Annotated in this window: 20 protein-coding genes; 9 read left to right on the plus strand and 11 right to left on the minus strand. The window is 57.5% G+C overall.

The features are described 5' to 3' along the window. Positions 1-74: 74 nt before the first annotated feature. The 3 genes from AC27VJ_RS06305 to AC27VJ_RS06315 form a co-directional block, all read right to left on the minus strand. Positions 75-434, minus strand: a complete 360-nt coding sequence (locus AC27VJ_RS06305; protein WP_488683272.1) for a hypothetical protein — start codon at positions 432-434, stop codon at positions 75-77. A 127-nt stretch (positions 435-561) separates the two neighbouring features. Then, the gene (locus AC27VJ_RS06310) at positions 562-2406 is read right to left on the minus strand and encodes an ABC transporter ATP-binding protein (RefSeq protein ID WP_488683273.1); all 1845 of its coding nucleotides are present in this window, start codon (positions 2404-2406) and stop codon (positions 562-564) included. Positions 2407-2484: 78 nt separating this feature from the next. Further along, positions 2485-3681 carry an aminotransferase class V-fold PLP-dependent enzyme gene (locus tag AC27VJ_RS06315; RefSeq protein ID WP_488683274.1) on the minus strand — a complete coding sequence of 399 codons (1197 nt, stop codon included), beginning with the start codon at positions 3679-3681 and terminating at the stop codon, positions 2485-2487. Positions 3682-3784: 103 nt separating this feature from the next. Here AC27VJ_RS06315 and AC27VJ_RS06320 point away from each other — a divergent pair, with 103 nt between their 5' ends. Then, on the plus strand, positions 3785-4615 hold the full coding sequence (locus tag AC27VJ_RS06320) for an IclR family transcriptional regulator (protein WP_488683275.1): 831 nt from the start codon (positions 3785-3787) through the stop codon (positions 4613-4615). Positions 4616-4624: 9 nt separating this feature from the next. Here the strand turns inward: AC27VJ_RS06320 and AC27VJ_RS06325 are convergent, their stop codons facing one another. The 5 genes from AC27VJ_RS06325 to AC27VJ_RS06345 form a co-directional block, all read right to left on the minus strand. Further along, positions 4625-5122 carry a RidA family protein gene (locus tag AC27VJ_RS06325; RefSeq protein WP_113085755.1) on the minus strand — a complete coding sequence of 166 codons (498 nt, stop codon included), beginning with the start codon at positions 5120-5122 and terminating at the stop codon, positions 4625-4627. Positions 5123-5169: 47 nt separating this feature from the next. Then, positions 5170-6375, minus strand: coding sequence for an amidohydrolase/deacetylase family metallohydrolase (locus AC27VJ_RS06330; RefSeq protein WP_488683276.1), 1206 nt, complete (start codon positions 6373-6375; stop codon positions 5170-5172). A 1-nt stretch (position 6376) separates the two neighbouring features. Beyond that, positions 6377-7255 (minus strand): ABC transporter permease, encoded by an 879-nt coding sequence (locus AC27VJ_RS06335; RefSeq protein WP_488683277.1) that lies wholly within the window; start codon positions 7253-7255, stop codon positions 6377-6379. 13 nt (positions 7256-7268) lie between these two features. Beyond that, positions 7269-8210, minus strand: coding sequence for an ABC transporter permease (locus AC27VJ_RS06340; protein ID WP_488683278.1), 942 nt, complete (start codon positions 8208-8210; stop codon positions 7269-7271). An 83-nt stretch (positions 8211-8293) separates the two neighbouring features. Continuing rightward, entirely contained in the window at positions 8294-9823 is a 1530-nt protein-coding gene (locus AC27VJ_RS06345; protein WP_488683279.1) for an ABC transporter substrate-binding protein, read from the minus strand. Positions 9824-10013: 190 nt separating this feature from the next. On the opposite strand from AC27VJ_RS06345, the gene gst reads away from it, so the two are divergent. Continuing rightward, entirely contained in the window at positions 10014-10712 is a 699-nt protein-coding gene (gene gst / locus AC27VJ_RS06350; RefSeq protein ID WP_488683280.1) for a glutathione transferase, Atu5508 family, read from the plus strand. 171 nt (positions 10713-10883) lie between these two features. Then, positions 10884-11513 carry an isochorismatase family protein gene (locus AC27VJ_RS06355; RefSeq protein WP_488683281.1) on the plus strand — a complete coding sequence of 210 codons (630 nt, stop codon included), beginning with the start codon at positions 10884-10886 and terminating at the stop codon, positions 11511-11513. A 36-nt stretch (positions 11514-11549) separates the two neighbouring features. Here the strand turns inward: AC27VJ_RS06355 and AC27VJ_RS06360 are convergent, their stop codons facing one another. The 3 genes from AC27VJ_RS06360 to AC27VJ_RS06370 form a co-directional block, all read right to left on the minus strand. Beyond that, on the minus strand, positions 11550-12857 hold the full coding sequence (locus AC27VJ_RS06360) for an amidase (protein ID WP_488683282.1): 1308 nt from the start codon (positions 12855-12857) through the stop codon (positions 11550-11552). Positions 12858-13101: 244 nt separating this feature from the next. Beyond that, the gene (gene rutA / locus AC27VJ_RS06365) at positions 13102-14184 is read right to left on the minus strand and encodes a pyrimidine utilization protein A (RefSeq protein WP_488683283.1); all 1083 of its coding nucleotides are present in this window, start codon (positions 14182-14184) and stop codon (positions 13102-13104) included. 214 nt (positions 14185-14398) lie between these two features. Beyond that, a complete protein-coding gene (locus tag AC27VJ_RS06370) occupies positions 14399-15157 on the minus strand; it encodes a GntR family transcriptional regulator (protein WP_488683284.1) in 759 nt (252 codons plus the stop codon). A 186-nt stretch (positions 15158-15343) separates the two neighbouring features. On the opposite strand from AC27VJ_RS06370, the gene AC27VJ_RS06375 reads away from it, so the two are divergent. The 6 genes from AC27VJ_RS06375 to AC27VJ_RS06400 all read left to right on the plus strand — a co-directional run bounded on the left by AC27VJ_RS06375 (position 15344) and on the right by AC27VJ_RS06400 (position 22124). Continuing rightward, the gene (locus tag AC27VJ_RS06375; protein ID WP_488683285.1) at positions 15344-16564 is read left to right on the plus strand and encodes an MFS transporter; all 1221 of its coding nucleotides are present in this window, start codon (positions 15344-15346) and stop codon (positions 16562-16564) included. A 261-nt stretch (positions 16565-16825) separates the two neighbouring features. Continuing rightward, positions 16826-17926, plus strand: coding sequence for a sugar ABC transporter substrate-binding protein (locus tag AC27VJ_RS06380; RefSeq protein WP_488683286.1), 1101 nt, complete (start codon positions 16826-16828; stop codon positions 17924-17926). Between the two features lie 25 nt (positions 17927-17951). Beyond that, positions 17952-19499 (plus strand): sugar ABC transporter ATP-binding protein, encoded by a 1548-nt coding sequence (locus AC27VJ_RS06385; RefSeq protein WP_488683287.1) that lies wholly within the window; start codon positions 17952-17954, stop codon positions 19497-19499. Further along, positions 19496-20506: an ABC transporter permease gene (locus tag AC27VJ_RS06390; RefSeq protein ID WP_488683289.1), complete on the plus strand. Its 1011-nt coding sequence runs from the start codon at positions 19496-19498 to the stop codon at positions 20504-20506. Before AC27VJ_RS06385 ends, AC27VJ_RS06390 begins: the two co-directional genes overlap by 4 nt. Further along, a complete protein-coding gene (locus tag AC27VJ_RS06395; RefSeq protein WP_488683290.1) occupies positions 20506-20709 on the plus strand; it encodes a hypothetical protein in 204 nt (67 codons plus the stop codon). Before AC27VJ_RS06390 ends, AC27VJ_RS06395 begins: the two co-directional genes overlap by 1 nt. Further along, a complete protein-coding gene (locus AC27VJ_RS06400; protein WP_488683291.1) occupies positions 20706-22124 on the plus strand; it encodes an amidase in 1419 nt (472 codons plus the stop codon). Before AC27VJ_RS06395 ends, AC27VJ_RS06400 begins: the two co-directional genes overlap by 4 nt. Positions 22125-22176: the final 52 nt, after the last annotated feature.

Genomic DNA, 22176 nt, shown 5'->3' on the forward strand with positions numbered 1-22176 from the left:
AGCGGTGGTGAGAAACCCGCGAAAAGGAGCGAGGCATGCCAAACTAACGATGCCTCGCCGCGACAATGTTTACTCTACGCTTCCACCGGTTCCCGTACTTCATCCAACAGGAAGTGAACGATCACATATTTCGTTTCGTGAACCATGCCGCTTGGCAGATTCATCTGCTCACTTCCCCCATCGGCGGGGTGCCAATGCTGGTAATGAGGATTACTCGTAATCAAGGTGATTGCTGAGCCCGCGCGCGCTCCTTGCAAGCGAAAACGCATTTCTGCGAGCGGCCAGATTTTTTCGTAGTCCTGCTGGGAAAGCCGAACCTTCAGTGCCTTACGCGTCACCTTGGGATGATCACTGTCTGGGCTGGATAGTGTGAGAGTGACTTCTTCCGCGCCATCTAACAATGAGCCGAACTCATCAGGCCAGTTCCGTTTCATGAAACGCTCCTCCCAAAGCTGGTTTCCATCAACAGGATGTAGTTTCGCTGTCACACGGCGCAAGTCAACCTAAATTCTTGGTTTGGCTTTCAGAAACAGGTGCGGCGTGCGAAACCCAACCACGAAATCAAAGCTCCGCCACCAGATGGCCCGGTGAGACCTCGCGAAATTTCGGTGGAACAGCCTGGTAATCAACTGGTCGTATCGGGCTTTTCAGTTCCTCGGCGACTGATCCGCTTTTGATGCGGCGACGATCCGGGTCAGGCACCGGCACCGCCGACATCAGGCGTTTCGTATAGGCATGCTGCGGGTTGCCAAACACTGCCGCGCGCGGCCCAATCTCAACGATCTCGCCCAGATACATGACCGCCACCCGGTGGCTGACGCGTTCCACAACGGCCATATCGTGGGAAATGAAGAGGAAGGCGAGATCGAGGCTCTGCTGCAAATCCAGCATGAGATTGATGACCTGCGCCTTGATCGAGACATCAAGCGCCGAAACGCTTTCGTCTGCCACGATGACTTTCGGCTGAAGCGCAAGCGCACGGGCAATGCAGACACGCTGGCGCTGACCGCCGGAAAATTCGTGTGGGTATCGCTTGGCCATGTCAGGTGTCAGCCCGACTTTCACAAGCATATCGGCAACCACGTGCTTTGCCTGTTTTTTATCGCCCATCTTGTGTTCGAGGAAGGGTTCAGCGATGGCGGCGCCAACCGTCATGCGCGGATTGAGCGAGGCGAAGGGGTCCTGAAAGATCATCTGGACAGTCTTACGCATCTCGCGCATTTCCTGCTTGTCCAGCGTCAGCACCTCACGCCCATCGACCAGAACGGAGCCGCTTCCCGGCTCTATCAGCCGCATGATCGCACGGCCCGTGGTGGACTTGCCGCAGCCGGATTCGCCAACCAGCGAAAGCGTTTCACCGGCATGAAGATCGAAGGAGACATTCTCCACCGCATGCACACGGCCCGAGAGTTTGCCGAAGAGGCCGGAATGAATGTCGAAGCGCTTGGTGAGATTTCTGACCTGCAACACCGGCTGGCCCTTCGCTACCGTATCGCTAACCTCGACCGGCACATCGGATTCGCCGGTGGCGACGTTGACGACGGGAAAACGACGCGGTCTCTGGTAGTCCTGCATCGAGCCAAGCACCGGCACAGCAGATAGCAGCGCGCGTGTGTAAGGATGCTGGCCGCGATGGAAGATGTCGGCGGTCGCACCCGTCTCCACCTGCTCGCCTTGATACATCACGACGGTCCGGTCGGCGATCTCTGCCACAACGCCCATATCGTGGGTGATGAAGAGAACCGACGTCCCCTCCTCTTCCTGCAAGGTTTTGATGAGATCGAGGATCTGGCCTTGAATGGTGACGTCCAACGCCGTCGTCGGTTCGTCGGCAATCAGCAGCTTCGGCTTGGTGGCAAGCGCCATGGCAATCATCACGCGCTGGCGCATGCCACCGGAAAAACGATGCGGATATTCATCGAAGCGCGATGCGGCGGATGGAATACGAACCTTTTCAAGAATGCGGATGGTTTCCGCCCTCGCATCGTGTTTGCTCATCGGCGCATGACACAGCAGCGCCTCGGAAATCTGGTCGCCAATAGTGAAGAGCGGGTTGAGGCTCGTCATCGGTTCCTGAAAGATCATCGCCACATCATTGCCGCGCACTTTACGCATCTCATGCTCCGGCAGCGCCAACAGATCTCGACCTCCGAGCATGACCTTGCCCTCGATGCGGCTGGTATCGGGCTGCAACAGCCGCATGATCGACAGCGACGTGACAGACTTGCCGGAGCCGCTTTCACCGACGATGGCCACAGTCTCACCCGGCGCGACCGTGAAGGAAATATCACGAACGACCGGCTTCCACACACCATCGACCATGAAGGATGTGCGCAGCTTTTCGACCGACAGAACCGGCTCGGTAGTTTGTGGCGCAATGGGCATGGTCTTTGCGAGGTTGGTCATGATCGTTCCTTTATGTTCTTTCTGCCTGAACCAATCCAACTGATCCGCCTGATTAGTGGATCAGTTGGATGCAACGGGTCAGTCAGGCCATTTCAACGCGCCATCGAAACGATGCTTGCTCAAATCCTCGAAAGGTGTCGCGATGATCTCGTTGGAGGCGCGGGCCTTGTCTAGTTCCTCTGCAAGCCTTGCCGCCACCACCGTTTCCTGGCCCGGATGCAGGTTGCAGGGGTCGAGGTAGAAATAGTGATGCTCGACTTCATGATCCCGCACGATGATCGGCTGCGGACCTTGGCGCAGGGCAGCGGCCAAATCCCAGGCGGTGATGTGGGCTTCCTCCGGCGAGATGATGACCCGCATGCGGTCCAGCGGATTGTTGGTCGGGTCGGGTTCGATCAGCGCGGTGACGCCCGGGCGGTTGGCAAGCGTCTGCTTCCACAGGTTCAGATAGCCTGTTTCACGCTCGCGGATGCCGACATGGTCACGCTTTTCCCAGGCTTCCAGCGCCGCCATGACGCCGTAAATGCTTTCCTTGCCAACCTTCATGCCACGGCCAATGCCCATGTTTTGAAGGAATGCGTTGCGCACGAGGTCTTTTTTGCCCGCGACGATGCCCGATGTCGGGCCACCGAGAAACTTGTGGCCGGAATAGAGGGCGATATCAGCGCCTTGCTCGAGAAAAAGCTTCAGGTCATATTCCGATGCCGCATCCACAATCACGGGCACGCCCTTGGCATGCGCGATCTCCACGAATTCTTTGAGATTAAGGAGGCCGTAATCCACAACGTGATGCGACACGACATAGACCGCTGCTGCCGTTTTATCGGTGATGGCATTTTCCATGTGGTAGCGATGCGTCGATGTTGCCTGACCGATCATCACAACCTTGCCGCCAGCCAGACGGATGGATTGGTCTACCGGTGCGCCGTAGCTCACCACATGGCCCATTTGCACAAGAACCTCGTTCTTGGGCGTCGATGTTTCCGGTAGCCTCTCAATCGCCAAAAGGTCTGGCCCGGTAATCGTTCCGGCTACAGCCAGGCTGATGCCGGATGAGCAGGACGCTGTGACGAACCCGGCTTCACCACCGGTCAGCCGCGCAATGATGGTGCTTGCCTTGCGCTGAAGATCGTTGATCTCAACAAATTGCGGAAGGATAGCTGCCATGGCGGCAACCGCTTCCGGCACCACGATGGACGCCCCGAGGCTGGTCATCGTGCCGGAGACGTTGATCACCGGGCGCAGGCCGAGCTTCGTGCGGATATCGTCGGACATTGTCATTCTCCAGTCTGTGAGCCGTCGATACCGGCTCTGATTTCGGTTGCCCCGCAAACGCCTATGCCATAGTAATGCAATATGTTCTTTAAGGTGCAGGAGCTTGGTTTTGGATTTGAAGACATCATCGGACCTTTCCGAGGTTACATCGGCGGTTGACGGTGACGGCAAGGCGCGTCGCTCGCGTGTCAGCGGCATCGACCGCGCCTTGCAGGTAATCGATTATCTCTATGAAACCGGTGCGCCCGCCGGTGCCTATGCCATTGCCAAGGCCGTCAAGGCTCCGCTTTCCACCGTCTATGTGATCATCGATGATCTGGTGGAAAAGAACATGCTGGCCCGCAATGCCGACGGCATGATCTGGCTTGGCGCGCGGCTTTATCATTACGGTCTGGCTTACGCCCGCTCGCTGGACTTCATGAGTGTCGCGACCCACGAAATGCACGATCTTTGCCGCGAGGCGGGCGAAACCGTTCAGGTTTGCGGCCGTGACGCTGAGCACATGCTTGTGCTGGCCATGGCGGATGGCCCCAGCCATTTTCAGGTTGCATCCCGTGTCGGCACCCGTGTTCCCCTCAACTGGACGGCGTCCGGCCGTCTTCTCGTCGGCCATATGCCGGAAGCCGAGCGTATCGAGCTGTTCAAACGCGGCGCGCGCATATCGCCCACCGGTCGCGCCACCATCGATGCGACCACGCTGTCGGACGCGGCGCGCAAGGCTTTTGAAGAGCGTCTGTCCATTCAGGCCGGGGAGTCCGATTACTCCGTGGCCTGCATTGCATCGCCCATTGTCGATAACAGGGGTGATTGCGTGGCGACGATTTCCATCGTGCTTCCCGAACAGAAAGTCCTTGCCGACAAGTCCGGCTATGCCGACCGCGTCAAGGCGTCGGCAGCGCGGATCGAAAAGCTGATGGGCTGGCGCAACCACTGACCGTCCCCCCTAGCCGTGCAATGCCACGATGGCTTCAATCTCCACCGTGATATTGCCTGGAAGTGAACCGAAACCGACGGCGGAGCGGGCATGCTGGCCCGCCTCACCAAACACGGCATTGAAAAGATCAGAGCAGCCGTTGATGACCTGCGGATGCTCCAGAAAATCAGGCGCGGCATTGACCATGCCGAGCAGTTTCACGACGCGACGCACGCGCGACAAATCGCCCAGCGCGTCGTGCATGACCGCCAGCAGGTTGACGCCCGTCAGCCGTGCATCGGCATAGGCCTTTTCCGCCGAAACATCCGTTCCGACCTTGCCGGTGTGCATGAAACCATCCGCCTCTCGCGGGCCTTGGCCGGAAAGGTAGAGCATGTTGCCTTCAATGACATGTGTTACGAAGTTGGCGATTGGCGGCGCTGGCGGCGGCAGTTCGATGCCGAGCGCGGCAAGCCGGTCATAGGGCGTTTCCGCCTTTGCTTCTGACTTGATCGGGGACTGGGTCACGCAAACTCCTGTATTATGCGAAATTCTCTGTTCATGGCTGGCAGTCCTCAGCGATAGGAATAGCCGTGGCTGTGGCGAACCAGTTTGCGCGCACGCGGAATGTAGCGGCTGGCAACAGTGGCATCCGCGCCAATGACGGCGTAACGCGGCTCGAACAGTTGTTTGAGTTGCGAAACGTCACCGTTGGAATCGGTCGCTTCGAGATCGGAGTCGATGACATCGAAAATGGTGAAATCAGCCCGTGCACCGACCGAAAGGCGGTTCTGCATGTCGAGCTTGATAACTTCGGCGGGCGCATGCGTCACAGCGTTAACGACCTTGTCGAAAGGCATGCCGACGGACATCAGCTTCGACATTGTCGTTGCCAAATCCCAGACAGGGAAGTTCATCGAGTGACCGTGAAGGTCTGTCGAAATGGAATGCGGCAAGAGACCACGCGCAATCGCCGCTTCCGCGACCTTGAACGAGAAGGATGCTCCACCGTGGCCGATATCCAGCCGCACACCTTCCGATGCGCAACGTTCGGCCAGATTGAAGAGGTCTTCGTCTTCCAATATTGATGAACCTGCCTTGCCGTTAAAGCAGTGCGTGACAACGTCGCCCGGGCCGAGAATTTCCAGCACTTCGTCGTATAGTGCTGGTGGTTCGCCCACATGCACCATCATCGGTATCTTCAGGATTTTGGCGATCTTTTTGCCAAGTTTAACCGGGGTCACGCCCCAGGAGCCGGTGATGACGTGGCTGGCCCGGACCTTCAGGCCGACAATGTGCTCGCTGTTTTCGGCATAGCATTCGATGATACGATCAAGGTCGATGTCTCTGATATCACGCAGTTCCGCAACACGATTGCAGGCGACAAGGCCGATAGAACCGAGATTGAGGAAGGCCTTGATGCGTTCCTTGGATGGCTCGATGATATATTCGCGGAAGCCATGAAAGTTGGCTTCACCGGCAGAACCGGCATCGACCAATGTTGTAACGCCGCGCTCTGCCCCGCATTCCGAAGGACGGATCGAAATATCTGTACCGCCGTGCCAGATGTGGACGTGCAAATCCACCCAGCCGGGGGAAATCCATGCGCCCTTGCCGTCGATACGCGTGGCATTTGCGGGCGCGGCAATGGACTGGCCGATGGCGGCAATCTTGCCGTCACCGCCGACCAGAATGTCGGTCGTGCCAGTCTGCACGGTTTCGCCAAAAGCCATTGGCTTGACGTTGGTGAGGAGGAGCGGTTTCGCGTTTTCCCCGGTCATATTACAAATCCCTTCGCAGTCTTGGATCGAGCATGTCCCGCAAACCATCGCCGACCATTTGCAGCGACAGCACGGAAAGAATGATGGCAAAGCCCGGGAAATAGGTCATCCAGTCGGCCTGCCCGATATATTGGCGGCCGCTGGCGATCATGGTTCCCCAGGTTGGAATTTCCGGGCTCACACCGAGCCCGAGAAAGGAAAGGCCAGCCTCCGCCAGCATGGCGCTTGCAAACAGGAATGTGGCCTGCACAAGGATGGGCGAGAGCAGATTGCGCAGCACATGCCGCGTCATGATGTGGAAGGTCGAAATGCCGAGCGCTTGCGCGGCTTCCACATATGGCAGTTCGCGGATCACCAATGTCGAGGCGCGGACGATGCGGGCAAGGCGCGGTGAATAGACAATCGACAGTGCGATGATGACGGTGGTGAGCGAAGGGCCAAGGGCTGCCACCAGCGCGATGGCAAGAAGAATATCCGGAAACGCCATCATTGCATCGATCAAGCGGGCAATGGGCGTATCGAGTTTCTGGAAGAAACCGGCCAGAAGTCCGAGTGTCACACCGATAGCCGCCGACAGCACAACGACAGAGGCACCAATCAGCAACGACAACCGCGCGGAATAGATGGTGCGCGAAAAGACATCGCGACCGAATTCGTCTGTGCCAAACCAGAAGGTTTCGCTCGGCGGCTTCAGCCGGTTGACGATGGACAGTTTGGACGGCGAGTACGGTGCGATCCATGGCGCAAGCGCGGCCAGCAGAACGAAGATCACTAGAATGAGGAGGCCAAAGGCCACCGTTTTGCGCGTCAGGAACCGGCGCAGGAACTTGGAGCCTTCGCTGGCGGCAGGTTTTGGGGTGGCTGTTGTCAAATCGACCATCCGTCGCGCCCCCTTAATAACGAACACGCGGATCGATCGCCAAATAAAGCATATCGATTGCGAAATTGATGAGGACGTAGAGCGCCGCAATGACCAGCAGAGCCCCCTGAATGACTGGATAATCCCGTCGCAGCACAGCCGACACCACCAGACTGCCAACACCCGGCAAACCAAACACGGTCTCGGTAACGACAGCACCGGAGATCAGCACGGCAGCGGTCAGACCTATGACAGTCAGGATGGGGATCAGCGCGTTCTTCAGCGCATGTTTGAGAATGACGCGGCGTTCGACCAGACCTTTGGCACGGGCCGTGCGAATATAATCATCGCCAAGAACATCCAGCATGGACGCGCGCGTGAAACGCAGAATGAGGGCAGAGGAAACAATGCCAAGCGCAAAGGCCGGAAGCGTCAAATGGTACATGCGTTCCATGAAGCTAGAACCCGGCCCGCCATAGCCGGACACGGGAAAGATGTTCAGCCGCACGGCGAAGAACTGCATGAGAATGAGTCCGAGCCAAAAACTGGGAATGCTGGCCGCCAGCATGGCAATGGTCGTTGCGGCCTGATCGATAAATGAGCCACGGCGATAGGCCGCATAGATGCCGATGGGCAGCGCGATGACGCTGGCAATCAGAAGCGAGAACAGCGTGAGGAAAAACGTCGGCTCAGCCCGCGCCATCAGCGCAGAGGTGACCGGCATGTTGAGAAAGATCGACTGACCAAGATCGCCCTTCAGCATCTGGCCGATATAGATCAGATATTGAACGATAAGGGACTGATCCAGCCCCAACCGCATGCGCAGATCAGCAATGTCCTGTGCAGACGCATCCGGGCCCAGCATGACGGCAGCCGGGTCGCCCGGCGTTACGCGCACGATGACGAAAACAATGGTCACGACGAGAAACATCACGACGATCATGCCGAACAGGCGCTGGAGAATATAACGGATCATAGATGTCTCTCTTCATGCTCCAAGACAGAACCATTTTCGAAACCGGAGCCGCAGCAAAGCGGCATCCGGCCCATCGAAAAGCGTTACTTCTTGATCGAGGCATTCCAGAAATACGGCCATGGAGCGGGATCCACGCCCTCGACCTTCTTGGCCTTGGCAGTCAGACCGTTGAAGTCACCGATCTTCATGTAAGGAATTTCCGCATACATCGCCTTTTGAACATCAGCCCAGAGCGCGACGCGCTTTTCCGGATCGGATTCGGCAGAGAAGGCTTCAACCGTCTGCTTGCGCAGCGGCGTATCCCACCAGCCCGGAGATGTTGGCGCGAGCGAACCGATCAATGCAGGTTCTGGCAGGAACGGGCTGTGGGTGATGTAGATGTCCCATAGACCCTTGTCGGCGCGACGCTGCGTGAGCGTTGCCCAATCGACCACCTGCATATCCACCTTGAAACCGGCGAGCTTCAGATATTCCGCCGCGACCTGCGCCATCTTGTAATGGAATTCATACTGGCGGCTGGTCAGAATACGGATCGGCTTTTCGCCGTCATAGCCAGCAGCCTTGGCCGCTGCGGCAGCGCCCTCAGGGTCTGCGAGATTGTAATTGCCTTCAACACCGGCATCTGTGTTCCAGACGAAATTCTTCGGATAGATATCGCCATCCAGCGCGTAGAAATCGGTGCTGCCAAACGCTGCGGCCATCATGTCTTCCATACTCAGAGCCTGGCGAATGGCTTTACGAATGGCTACATCCTTGGCAATACCCTCTGCCGTGTTGAACACGAAGACTGGATAGCCGAAAGGCTTGAGAACGACCGGCTCGGTCACCGTGGACGACTTGATCTTGTCGAAGGATTCGACCGGAAGACTGTCGATGTAGTCATACTGACCGGAGACTGCCGCTTCCACTCGCGTATTGGCGTCCGGCACCGGCACGAAACGGATTTCATCGAGATACTGATGGCGCGCGCCACCATAACCATTGCTTTCGCCAGAGCGCGGTGTGTAACCATCGAAGCGGACGAGCTGGATATACTGGTCGGCCTTGCGCTCTTTCAGCATATAGGGCCCGGTGCCGATGAAGTCCTTCATCGGCTCATCCTGCTTTTCGGCTGGCAGAATAATCGCCGCAGAATTATTGAAGGCGAGCAGTGAAACAAGCGGCGCATAAGGCTGCTTCAGCGTGATCGTCACCGTGGATGGATCGGTCGCTTCGATCTTGTCGATGAAAGATGCTGCCTGCTTGCCGCGCGAGGCAACTTTGATCCAGCGGTTCAGCGAGGCGACGACATCATCGGACGCCATATCGGAACCATCGTGAAACTTGATCCCGGAGCGGAGCTTGATCGTGTAGGTTTTACCATCCGCACTGATCTCAGGCAGGCTTTCAGCCAGCAGAGGCGTCGTCTTCCAGTCCTTGTCGAAGGTGTAGAGCGTCTCGAACATATGCTGCGTAACGATGCCGACGAGGTCCGCAGTCGATGCCATCGGATCGAGTGTCGGCGGCTCGCCAATCGTCGCCACATTGATGACGCCACCCTTTTCCTGTGCGGAAAGAAGCGACGGGGCAGCAACAAGCGCGGTGGCAATAAGAAGTGCTAGCTTGAGTTTCATACAAAGCTCCCGGTTTTCAGATGTTCCACTATTATGTTATATAAGCTTTTATAACAGAATAACTGAAAGCGAAGGGCTGTCAATTACGTTCCTTAAACAGGAGCGATTTTGTAAGCACATGATAATATCTAAATGGAACCGCCCGCACCCGCCTCCGTTGTTTTTTACTCAGACAGTCGGGAGAAAAAACGTGAGCGACTTCGACCTTTACTATTGGCCCGTGCCGTTTCGCGGCCAGTTCATCCGCGCCATTCTGGCCTACGGTGGCCGCGCCTGGGATGAACATGATTCCAACGAAATCGGCGAAATGATGGAGCGTGACGCAGGTCAGCAGCCCATCGCCTTCATGGGCCCACCCATTCTGATCGACCGCGAACGAGACTTCGCCATCTCACAAATGCCCGCAATCGCCATTTACTTGGGAGAACGTCTCGATCTTTTACCGAACACCGCTGAAGGCCGCGCACTCACGACCAAAATCATCAACGACGCTAATGACGTCATCGACGAACTGACGCTGGATGGCGGGCGGGAAATGTGGACCGATGAAAAGTGGAAAGAGTTCCTGCCACGGCTTCAAAAATGGATGTTGATTTTCGAGGACACCGGCCGGCGCAACGGCCTGACGCGCGATGCGGGTTACATACTCGGAACAAAGCAGCCAGGCATCGCCGACATCGTCACCGCTACGCTCTGGGCGACGATGAGTGATCGCTTCCCCGCAATCGATGCCATTTTCAAATCGACGGCACCGACTATCTGTGGGCTTTCGGAGCGGATGCAAGCGATGCCATCTCTTGCTGAGCTCAATAAGAGCACCCTAAAGAAATATGGAGATCAATATTGCGGCGGGCAGATTGAAAAATCACTGCGGAAGGTTGCGGGGTAGGCAGCCAGTTAGATTTCAGTGTTGTTAATATGGCCTGTGCCGAAAGCACACCACCACTTACGGAAAAGATACCTAACTGCCAATTTTCCACGAAGTTTGGAACGAATTTTGCATGCTGGACTAAGTCGATATCTCCTGAGATCGACCAGTAACGCAAATACAGGAATGGCAATGTCCCAGAACATCGATGACAACTATAAGCTCGCATACGGAAAAAAGGCAGGCTTCGGCAAACGCCCCGCGCTGGTTTTGATCGATTTCGCTCACGCCTATTTCGATCCCGATTGCCCACTCTATGCTGATGTCGATGATGCGCTCGCCTCTGCACTGCGCATCCGCAAACTAGCGCACAAGGTCGGGATTCCCGTAGTGCTGACCGAAGTGACCTATCAGAAGAGCGGCATCAACGGTGGACGCTTTATGGAAAAGGCTAAGCCGCTTGGCGCATTCATCAAAGGTAAAAGCACTGCCGAATTTGCACAGGGGCTTGTGCCTCTCGAAAACGAGATCATCGTCTCCAAGCAATATCCAAGCGCCTTCTTCGGCACAAGTCTCGCCTCGACGCTAACATCTTTGGGCATCGACAATGTTGTGCTGACGGGCCTCACCACAAGTGGATGCGTCCGTGCATCCTGCGTCGATTCCATGTCGCATGGCTTCATCACCACGGTCGTTTCAGACGCCTGTGGCGACCGTCATCAGGGGCCACATGAAGCCAACCTGTTCGATATGAATGCCAAATATGCCGATGTCGTTTCGGAAGGCGAAATCACCCAGTTCTTCGAAACTTTCAGGGCGTAATGCACAGAGGCATTCTCGAATTCGCTTTGCTTGCCGCTACATCACTCCCGGTGGCGTCAGGCGATGGAAGTTCGTTGTCCGCTGGAAGGCAGCACCTAGCCGCAGGCAGATGGCATCGGCCTGTGGCCGCCCGACGATCTGGATACCCGTCGGCAGGCCGGACTTGCCAAGGCCCGAGGGCATCATCAGGGCGGGCAGTCCGGTGACGTCGAAAATCATGGTGTTGCGGGAAATCAGCGACTGAAAGGAATGCCCCTCGCCGTTGACGTCCACGGTCAGATTATCAAGACGCCCCGCCTCGCCGCCCACACCGGGCGTGATGACAAGGTCGACATCATCAATGGCGCTGAGGAAACAGATATGAGCCTCGGCCCGCCGCTGTAACGCCTGCGCATAATCCACCGCTGTATAAGTCAGACCGTTTTTCAGCCGGTGCAGGAGACTTGGATCGAAGAGTTCAGCGCGATCAAGCCGGGCAGAATGCAGCGCGGCCAGTTCGCTCTGCAAAATGACCCAACCGGCATCATGCCACGGCGCGATGTCGATGGCAGGCAGGGGCACAAGTGTGCAGCCCAGTGTTTCCAGCATTTTCAGCGCATTTTCCCAATTGATCAGAACCACGTCATCGACCAGTTCCGTGAACCAGTTGACGGGCACGCCGATGCGCAAGCCTTCGATCGCCGGATCGTTGAGAAGTGCGGCGCATTGCGTGGCGAGTTCCGGTTCGCTCTGCGCCGTCATGAACGGCAAGACGCGAGCAATGTCACGCGCCGAGCGCGCCATGGGTCCGACATGATCCAGCGTCCAGGAAAGCGACGCAACACCTGTGCGCGAAACACGTTCGCGGCTGGGCTTCAACCCCGTCGTGCCGCACCAACAGGAGGGAACGCGGATGGAACCGCCGGTATCGGTGCCGAGCGCTAGTGGCATGAGCCTTGCTGCTAATCCGGCACCTGAGCCGGTTGATGAACCGCCCGTCCAGCGGCTTTTGTCCCAAGGGTTGGTGACGGTGCCGAAGCGTGGATTGTGCGGCGAACCGGTGGCAAATTCGGTCGTTGCCGTCATGGCAAAGGGGATGGCACCGGCGGAACGCAAGCTGGCCACCGCCGCGGCATCTGCAGGCGCAATCCGCTCGCCGGTAAAATGAGAGCCGGAGGTGACGACAGCACCCGCAACATCGATGATGTCTTTGACCCCGAAAAATATGCCTTCGAGAGGCCGCGCCGTGCCGCTACGCCAGCGCTCTTCGCTTTCGCGCGCCGCAGCCTCCGCGCCAGGCACGAAACGAAGAACCGCCTCTTCACCGGCCACGCTCCCTCGAACCGCATCGGTTAATGTCCTCAAGACATCTGCGGGCGAGACGCTCCCGCCCGCATAAGCGGAAAGGAGTTGCTCGACGCCAGCCTGTCTCCACGGCATATCCAGAGATGAGGCTTCGACGGGCGCACATTGCAGCGTTCCAGAAGATATCCCGACCCCGCGATATGCTCGATCTGTTAAACCCGGATCGACCAAGGTCAGTGGGTCAAACATATCACTAGCCTCGGTACATGAATTGCCGAGGGTGGCAGGGGGCATCTGGTTCATTTTATTCGGCTGCGATCTGGGTCGGCGTGCGCGATGCCATCAAAGGCTGAATACGCTCGCCGAACGTATCGAGACCGACCAGAAAGTCGTCGAAGGTCAGCATGATGCCCTTCGTGCCGGGAACATTGCCTGCCTCGTCCAGCATGCGCGCCACGTTGGCGTAGGATCCGACCAAGGTTCCCATGTTGAAGTTGACGGCACCTTCCGGCAGGTTGATGTGTTTGGCCGTGGAGTTGCTGTCGGCGGTTGCGTCCTTGCCCCCCTGATCGGCCATCCATGCCAAGGCATCGACATCGGCACCGGCGCGGTAGCTTTCCCACTTGGCCTTCGCCAGTTCGTCGGTCTCATCGGCGATGACCATGAACAACACATAAGCGCCAACATCACGACCGGTTTTCGCAGCAGCCTCAAGCAGCTTGGCGTTGTTAGGCGCATAGGCTGTCGGCGTGTTGATGCCAGCGCCCATAACGAAGTTGTAATCGGCATATTCAGCCGCGAATTCCATGCCGCGGGGGCTTTGGCCAGCGGCAACGATTTCGATCTTGTTTTCCGGCGTCGGCTTCATCATGCAATCCTTCATGGTGAAGTGCTTGCCTTCGAAATTGCATTCGCCGTTCGCCCAGAGTTCTTTCATGATGTGGACATATTCTGTCGAGTAGTCGTAGCGGTAACCAAAGTAGTCGTTGCCCGGCCACATGCCCATCTGGTCATATTCCGCCATCTGCCAACCGGACACGATGTTGACGCCGAAACGCCCCGGCGCAACGCTGTCGATTGTTGTCGCCATGCGCGCAACGATCGCGGGCGGCAGTGTCAAAACGGCAGTCGAGGCAAACAGCTTGATACGGTCTGTAACTGCAGCGAGGCTCGCCATCAGCGTGAAGCTTTCCAGATTGTAGTCCCAGAACTCTGCCTTACCGCCGAAACCGCGCAACTTGATCATCGAAAGCGCGAATTCCAGCCCATATTTTTCGGCTTTCTGGACGATCTGCTTGTTGAGCTCGAAGCTGGGCTTGTACTGCGGCGAGGTCGTAGAGATCAGCCAGCCATTGTTTCCGATGGGAATGAAAACACCGATATCCATGTGGTTCCCCTTTATGATCTGGTGGATATGCTAGGCAGTATGTACGAACTAATGCAAAAATATTTGAACCTGTCCAGCCAAAAATGACGCAAGTTTAGGCGTGATTATTTTTTGGTCAGACGGTGATTTTGCGCGCAGGAATTCATTGCCGATGATTTCGCCAAAAGACGAATCGGGAGGCAAAGGGCCAATAATCGGGCAGGATTTTGGAGTGCTAGCTTTCGGCGCGGAGTGTTGTCGTGAACGTAAAGCGTTCGGCAGGCAGAACCTGAAATGCATATTCCAGCAGGCGCCGACCGGAGCCGTAATAGCGGCGCGTCACAACAAGCGCCAGATCGCCCGCCTTGACGCCAAGCTTTTCAGCGGTAACGTCATCCAGCATCAGCGGCTTGATATCCTGCTGAATTTCTTGGATTTTCTCGCCCGTGAACTGCTCGATATAGTGGAAGATGGCACTGCGGGCGACGGTAAGGTCTTTAACCGCTGCGGCAAGCTTGGAATCGACATAAACCTCATTCCAGGAAAAGGCGCGACTGCGATCTCCAGAATAGCGAATGCCCGCCATGTGAACGAATTTGCGGCCGGGGCGGCAGCCCAGCTCAACCGCCAGCTTGCCCTGCGCCGAAATCTCTTCCTTCGTATCGATCACGAATTCAGTTTCGGCAGCGATCTCGAACAGTTCCGAGCGTGAGTGGGCGATAAAGCGCTTGCGCTCCGGGTCAAAGCCAGCCTCGACGCGGGTGCCAACGCCCTTGCGCGCTGAAAGACGACCCTTGTTGCGCAATGTGCCGATAGCCTGACGCACAGTCTGGCGGCTAACGCCCAGAGCTATGGCAATCTCGTTTTCCGTGGGCAACAAGGTTCCGACCGGATAATCGCCCTTATTGATGCGGCTTTCCAGATGATGTGCGACTTGCAGATAGAGCGGCGCCGTCTCCAGCTCCGGCTTCCAATCAGTGCCTTTTTGGTCCAAGCCCATCCCCGCCTGCGTCCGTGCGCGTTGCCGCATTCTTGTTTCAAAAGTTTCAACCTTCTTTCCGGGTGAAACGCAAACAAAATCCGGACGATCAACAAAGCCGTGCCAGCAACCTTGCGACACGACATCAAATCAATTAGTACGTACATATACCAAACGTCATTTCCCGGGACATTGAAACGCATGTCGGACTTAGTTGGGCAAGAGGCCACGCCAGCACGCCACGCCTCTTCGCTCATTCAAACGCTGGTCGCAGCAACTCTTATCCAGATCGTGGCAACGGCAAGTGTTCTCGCGCTGACGGCGATTGCGCCAACCGTGGCAGCCGATCTGGATATCGGCGCCTACTGGATCGGGTATCAGATCAGCCTGATCTATGCATCCGGCATGTTCTCTTCGGCTGTTGCGGGCACGCTCGTGCAGCGTTTCGGGCCTGTCCGTATCGAACAGATCGCTTTGATGTGCTTCGTGCTTGGCTTTGCGGGCATCGCCACCGCCAATATCGTCATCATCATTCTGGCGTCGCTTCTCATCGGCATCGGTTACGGGCTGAACAATCCGGCAGCCTCCGAAATGTTGAGCCGTGTCACGCCGCAGAACAGGCGTAATATTGTCTTTTCGCTGAAGCAGTCCGGTGTTCCGCTGGGCGGCATTCTGGCGAGCTTCGCTTTCCCCTTTCTGTCGCGTTATGTGGATTGGCATGTGGCATTGCTCATCGGCGCACTTGCTCCGCTTTTGACAATGGGTTTGTTGGCAACGACCCATGCGGCGGAACCGAAAACCACAAAACAGGTGCCATCCATGCTGCGCGGCCTGATCGAAGAGCAATCGACGATCTGGCGCAACCCGCGCCTGCGGGTTTTGAGCTGTCTTGGCTTTGCCTATTCGGCCATGCAACTCTCCGTCTCTGCCTTTGCGGTGGTAACGCTCGTGCATGATGCTGGCTGGCCACTTTTGGCCGCAGGCTCCGTTGCCGCCGCCATGCAGCTTGCAGGGGCGCTCGGCCGTATATTCTGGGGCGTGGTCGCGGATCGGATCGGCGGCGGATATATCACCCTGTCGCTGCTCGGATTGCTGGGTGGGATCGGCTATGCCCTGCTTTACTGGTTACCCTATTTGCCCCCGGCGGCCCAGATCGCGCTCTTCGTCGCCATGGGAGCCGTCACCATCGGCTGGAACGGCGTGCTGCTGGCCGAAGTCGCCCATAATTCTCCCGAGGGTCGGGTGGGCGCGATTACCGGCGGCGTTCTGGTCTACACGTTCATCGGCGTCATCGTCGGCCCCTCATCCTTCGCGGGCCTTTACGCAGTGACGGGACATTACGGCGCGAGCTTCCTGATTTTTTCGCTCTTCGGCTTTGCGGGCATGATCATCGCTTGGCGGGCGCGTATCAGCACACGCTAAGATGAACGATATGTACTGACATAGCATTGGTGTTAGCCGGGATTTCTTTGTTGCGAGCGCTCACGCTGCACCAATTGTTCATAATTGAAGCGTTGCACTGTCAGGGTTTTCAGCAGTCGCCGCTTAAATGTGCAGTGCAAAAAATTAGGCAAAAACCGATTGACGATCGCTTGAGTATGTACGTACATTATCTCTACAGCGGATCACAGGGACCGCTTAAAAGATACCCGGACAACCGGGATCATAGAGGGGATGTCGATCATGCGCCTGCTTCTCGTCAGTTCATTCTTGGCCGCCTCAGCTGTCGCGGCCGTCTCCAACCCAGCTTCCGCAGACCCCATGGCAGATGCCAAGGCAATCATCGAGCAGCACCGCGCCATGCCGGTCTTTACGCCTCCGGGCGAAGCCTTCGATGCCAAGGCGTGTATGGCGGGCAAGAAGGTGCTGTCGATCCCGATTTCCATGACGATCCCCTTTAACGTCGAACTGCAAAAGGCAATGTCTGACGCGGCCAATGAGGTCGGTTTCACCTACACGACATGGGACAACCAGCTGAAAATCGACCAGTGGGTTCAGGGCATTTCACAGGCCATCACGCAGAAATATGATGCACTTGATCTTGCCGGTGGGCTGAATCCAGAGGTTCTCGGCCCACAACTGGGCGAAGCGCGCGCTGCCGGATTGAAAATCTCAACGACGCATTTTTATGACGTGACGCAAAAGGCGATCGATAGCGTCGATTACTCCGGCAAGGTCGATTTCACCGGCGCTGGAAAACTGCTAGCGGTCTGGGCCTATGTACAGACCGGCGGCAAACCCAATGTGCTGATCATCGGCTCATCGGATGTGTTGCCATCCATTCCCTTCGTCAAATCGATACAGGATGAACTCGCCGCGCTTTGCCCGGATTGCAAGACGAAGCATCTTGACGTTCCTGTGTCGGAATGGGCGACGAAGATTCAATCCGGCACGCAGTCCGCTCTGCTGGCCGATCCGTCGATCAATTACATCCTGCCGATCTACGACTCCATGTCGCAATTCGTCATTCCAGCCATGCGCATCACCGGCGCGGAAGGCAGCGTTAAGCTTGCCAGCTTCAACGGCACGCCATTCGTACTAGACATGGTGCGCGCAGGTCAGGTGCAGATGGATGTGGGTGAAAGCCTTGGATGGGCGGGTTACGCCGCTATCGATAACATTATGCGCATGCTGTGCGGAAAGCCCGAGGTGGCCAAGCTGAACGTGCCGCTGCTGGTCTTCGATGAAAGCAATATCGAAACCGCTGGTACGCCCGCCAACTTCAATGATGGCTATGGCGATGCCCATCTCGATGGGTTCCGAAAACTCTGGATGATCAAGTAGGCCAGCCCCAAGCAGGAGCCGCATCATGACTGATAATGCCGTGCTCTCCATGAACAACATCCGCATGCGGTTCGGCAGCTACTATGCTCTCAAGGGTGTATCGCTGTCGATCCGGCGCGGCGAGGTGTTCGGGCTTCTTGGCCAGAACGGCTCCGGCAAATCCACTATGATCAAGGTTCTGGCTGGCTTTCACCAGCCGGAAGACGGCAGTGAGGTCATACTCTGGGGACAGAAAATGCCGCTGCCGCTTGATCCGATGGAGATCAAGAAACGCGGCGTTGCCTTCGTTCACCAGCATCTCGGCCTCGTGCCATCTCTCACGGTGCTGGAGAACATGCGGGTCACCGCGCTTGGTCAGAAAACGCCATGGTTTGTGAACTGGAAAAAAGAAGCGGCAGCAATCTCGAAGCTGTTTGCAGAGTTCGATCTTTCGATAGACCCCTTCCAGACGGTGGCTAACCTGCCCCCGGTGGAGCGGGCATTCGTTGCCATCATCCGCGCCTTCGAGGATTTGCGGGCATCCGATGCCGGTCATGGTGGGGAAGGCATATTGGTGTTGGATGAACCAACGCCCTTCCTTCCCGCCGAAGACGTGCAGCGACTGTTTACCCTCATCCGCTCCATCGTCAAGACGGGCGCTTCCGTCGTCATAGTCACCCACGACATTGACGAGGTGCGGGACATAACCGACCGCGTCGCAGTGCTGCGCGATGGAGAGTTGGTCGATATTCTCGACACACGCAGCTCTGAGCGCCAGTCCATCCTCGACACCATCGTTGGTTCGCGCATCGATGCGTTTGAGAAAAGGCGGATGCCACAGAGTGGCGTACCGGCAGCCGTCAGCGTGCGCGGATTGACGGATGGCGTCAGCGCCCCGTTCGATTTCGACATTCGCGAGGGCGAAACGCTGGGCGTGACCGGCCTTATCGGTTCCGGCTTTGCCGCGCTTCCCTATCTGCTTTATGGCGCAAAGCGCGGCACGGGCGAAATCTCGTTAGGCGGGAAAACCGTCCGTATCGACGCCATGACCCCGCTGGCCGCGCAGAGAATGGGCATCGCCTTCCTACCCGGTGACCGGTTGGGCGCTGCAGGTATTGGCTCGCTTTCCGTGACCGACAACATCACGCTTCCCGTTCTGGACAACCTGCTGAAGCCTTACGGGCTTGACAGGTCGGGCATGACGCGAGAGGCCGCGCACCTTGCAAAAATCTATGACGTCAGGCCGGACAATCCCCACCTGACGCTCGGGTCTCTCTCTGGCGGCAATCAGCAGAAGGTCCTGCTGGCCAAATGGCTACAGATCAAACCCAAGCTGCTGATGCTGGATGAACCGACGCAGGGCGTTGATTTTGGTGCGCGTCAACAAATCTTCAAGGCGCTGGACCGGGCAGCGGCAGAGGGCACTGCCATTCTCTGCGCCTCCACCGATAATGAACAACTCGAGCAAATCTGCGACCGCATCATCGTCTTCTCACGCGGTCGCCCGGTGATCGAACTCAAGGGCTCCGACATCAGCCGCAAGGTGATCACCGAAGCCTGTTTCCACAGCCATGAAGCGGAGGCCGCAGAATGACGACGCTCGATATGCCGACAATGAAAGCTCCCGCCTCCCCCAAAAGCCGCTTCACGCTGAAGACCGAAGGAGAGCGTTTTGCGCTCGTGGGCGCGTGGCTGCTGCTGATCGTGATCTTCGGCGCCCTGATGCCGGATTCCTTTTTGAGTTGGCGCAGCTTCTCAACGCTATTCGGCTCGCAGGCCATTCTGGTGGTGCTGACGCTCGCCATCATTATCCCACTCACGTCAGGTGACTTCGACCTATCCGGCGCCTCGACATTGACGATGAGCTGTATGTTGATTGCGGTTTTGAATGTGAAACTAGGCTGGCCAATCGTGCCGGTCATTCTGATCGCCCTTGTCAGCGGCGTCATCATCGGCGCGGTCAACGCCTTCTTCGTGCTCTATTTTCGCATTCACTCGCTGATTGTAACGCTCGGCGTCGGCACCTTCGTCAACGGGCTGATCCTGTGGGTCAGCAATTCGCAAACGATCTCCGGTGTGTCGATGGGGCTGGTGCAATGGGTCATCATCAATCGGATGTTCGGCATTCCCCTCGCCTTTTTCTATGCGATGATCCTCGCTGCCATTCTGTGGTACGCGCTTGAATTCACCATTGCGGGCCGCAAGCTGCTTTTCGTCGGTCGCGGGCGCGAGGTCTCCCGGCTGAACGGCATCAATGTGGACCGCGTTCGCGCCACCTCCTTCATCCTGTCCGGCCTGATATCGGCCTTCGCGGGGATGCTCTATGCGGGAATGACAGGCTCTGCCGACCCGCTGTCAGGTCTCAATCTGCTGCTCCCCGCCTTCGCAGCAGCCTTTCTCGGCGCCACGACCATCTCGCCCGGTCGGTTCAACGCCTTCGGTGCTGTCATCGCCGTCTATTTTCTCGTCACCGGCATCACCGGCCTGACCATGCTGGGCGCGGATGCCTATGTGCAAAACTTGTTTTACGGCGGCGCACTCGTCATCGCCGTGTCGCTCAGCCAGCTTGTGCGCAACCGCCAACCGCAGGATTTCAGCTGATGGATACCAAGGATGTCGTGGCAGCGCTTGCCGAGACTTATTGGGGCCGACCGGCTGTCGAGGCTGAATTGGTGGCCATGGCAGGGGAGATCGCACGCGACAGTGCGGCGATTGCGCCTTCACTTGTCGGAAAATCTGGAGCTCTGTTCAACATTGAGCCGGCGCATTTCGACGCCCTCCTGCTTGCGGAGGCAAAGCGATGAGCCTCGACAATCCCACATCTCTTAAACAAGCGGCAGAGGCAATTCGCACCGGCAAGATCAGTTCGGTCGAGATGACACAGGCAGCGCTGACACGGGCTAAGTCCAGCCAGGAACGGCTGAATGCCTTCATCGACATCGAGGAAGGCCCAGCACTTGAAGCCGCGAAGGCCGCGGACGCCATGCTGGCATCCGGCCAAACCGTCGGCCCGCTGCACGGCATACCGCTTGCCCATAAGGATATGTATGACCGCAAAGGTTTCGTGACCGGTTGCGGCTCGAAAATCCGGGCCGGAAACATCGCGGCCTCGACATCGACGGTGATGGAGCGCTTGCAGGGCGCTGGCGCGCTTTCCATCGGTCGGTTGAACATGAGCGAATTTGCCATGGGGCCAACCGGGCATAATTTTCACCACGGGCGAGCGTTGAACCCGATAGAGGCAGCGCGGATCACCGGCGGCTCTTCATCCGGCTCAGGCTCGTCGGTAGGCGGTGGCGTGGTACTGGCAGCCCTTGGCTCCGATACAGGCGGATCGATCCGCCTGCCAGCCGCCTGTTGCGGTGTGGTCGGCATCAAACCCACGCAGGGACGCGTCAGCCGCCACGGCGTCATGCCACTCTCCTTCTCGCAGGATTGCGTCGGCCCTCTGGCTCGGTCGGTTGAGGACGCCTATCTGATTTTACAACTAATCGCTGGCCCTGACGGTCGCGACACGACCTGTATGGACGTTGAGAAACCAGCCGCACTGCTTGAGGATATTTCGTCGCTCCGCATTGGCATTGCTGGCGGCCTTTTCACTGAAGGTCTGGAAGACAGTGTAACTGGCGGCATCGAAACCGCCATCTCTGCACTTACGCCTGGCGTCGCCAGCATTGCGCAGGCTTCCATTCCAGATCTCTCGTCCATCGCAGAACTCGCCAATGCCGTTGCCATGGCGGAAGCGGGTGCGGTGCATTTCGACTGGATGCGCGAGAGACCTGAGGATTACGGTCCCCAAATCCGCATGCGTCTGTCTCAATCCCTGGCCATACCGGGGCCAATCTATCTGCGCGCGTTGCAGATACGCTCGGTCATGCTGAAGGAATTTCTGGATACCGCTTTTGCCTCCGCCGATGTGCTGATCGCTCCCACCATGCCCTTGGTGCCACCGCTCTCGTCGAATGTCGATGTCGGCACAAGCCCGACCATGAACGCCGTGGTCAGCGCCATGACATCCTTCACGCGCCCCTTCAGCTATCTCGGCCTGCCCGTGGTAACCGTGCCGGTATCGATATCCGCCGAAGGCTTGCCAATCGCTCTCCAGATCGTCGCACGGCCATGGCGCGAAGACTTGGCGGCGAGCGTTGCCTTACGTCTGGAAAAGGCACTGGCCCTGCCCGCCTTTACGGACAAGTCGCTTACCAGATCAGCAGCATGATCACCGTGCACACCACGCCGAAAAGGCCAGATGGCCCAGAAAGGAATGTTCC

Source organism: Agrobacterium sp. 20P9.1.2, from assembly GCF_057799395.1.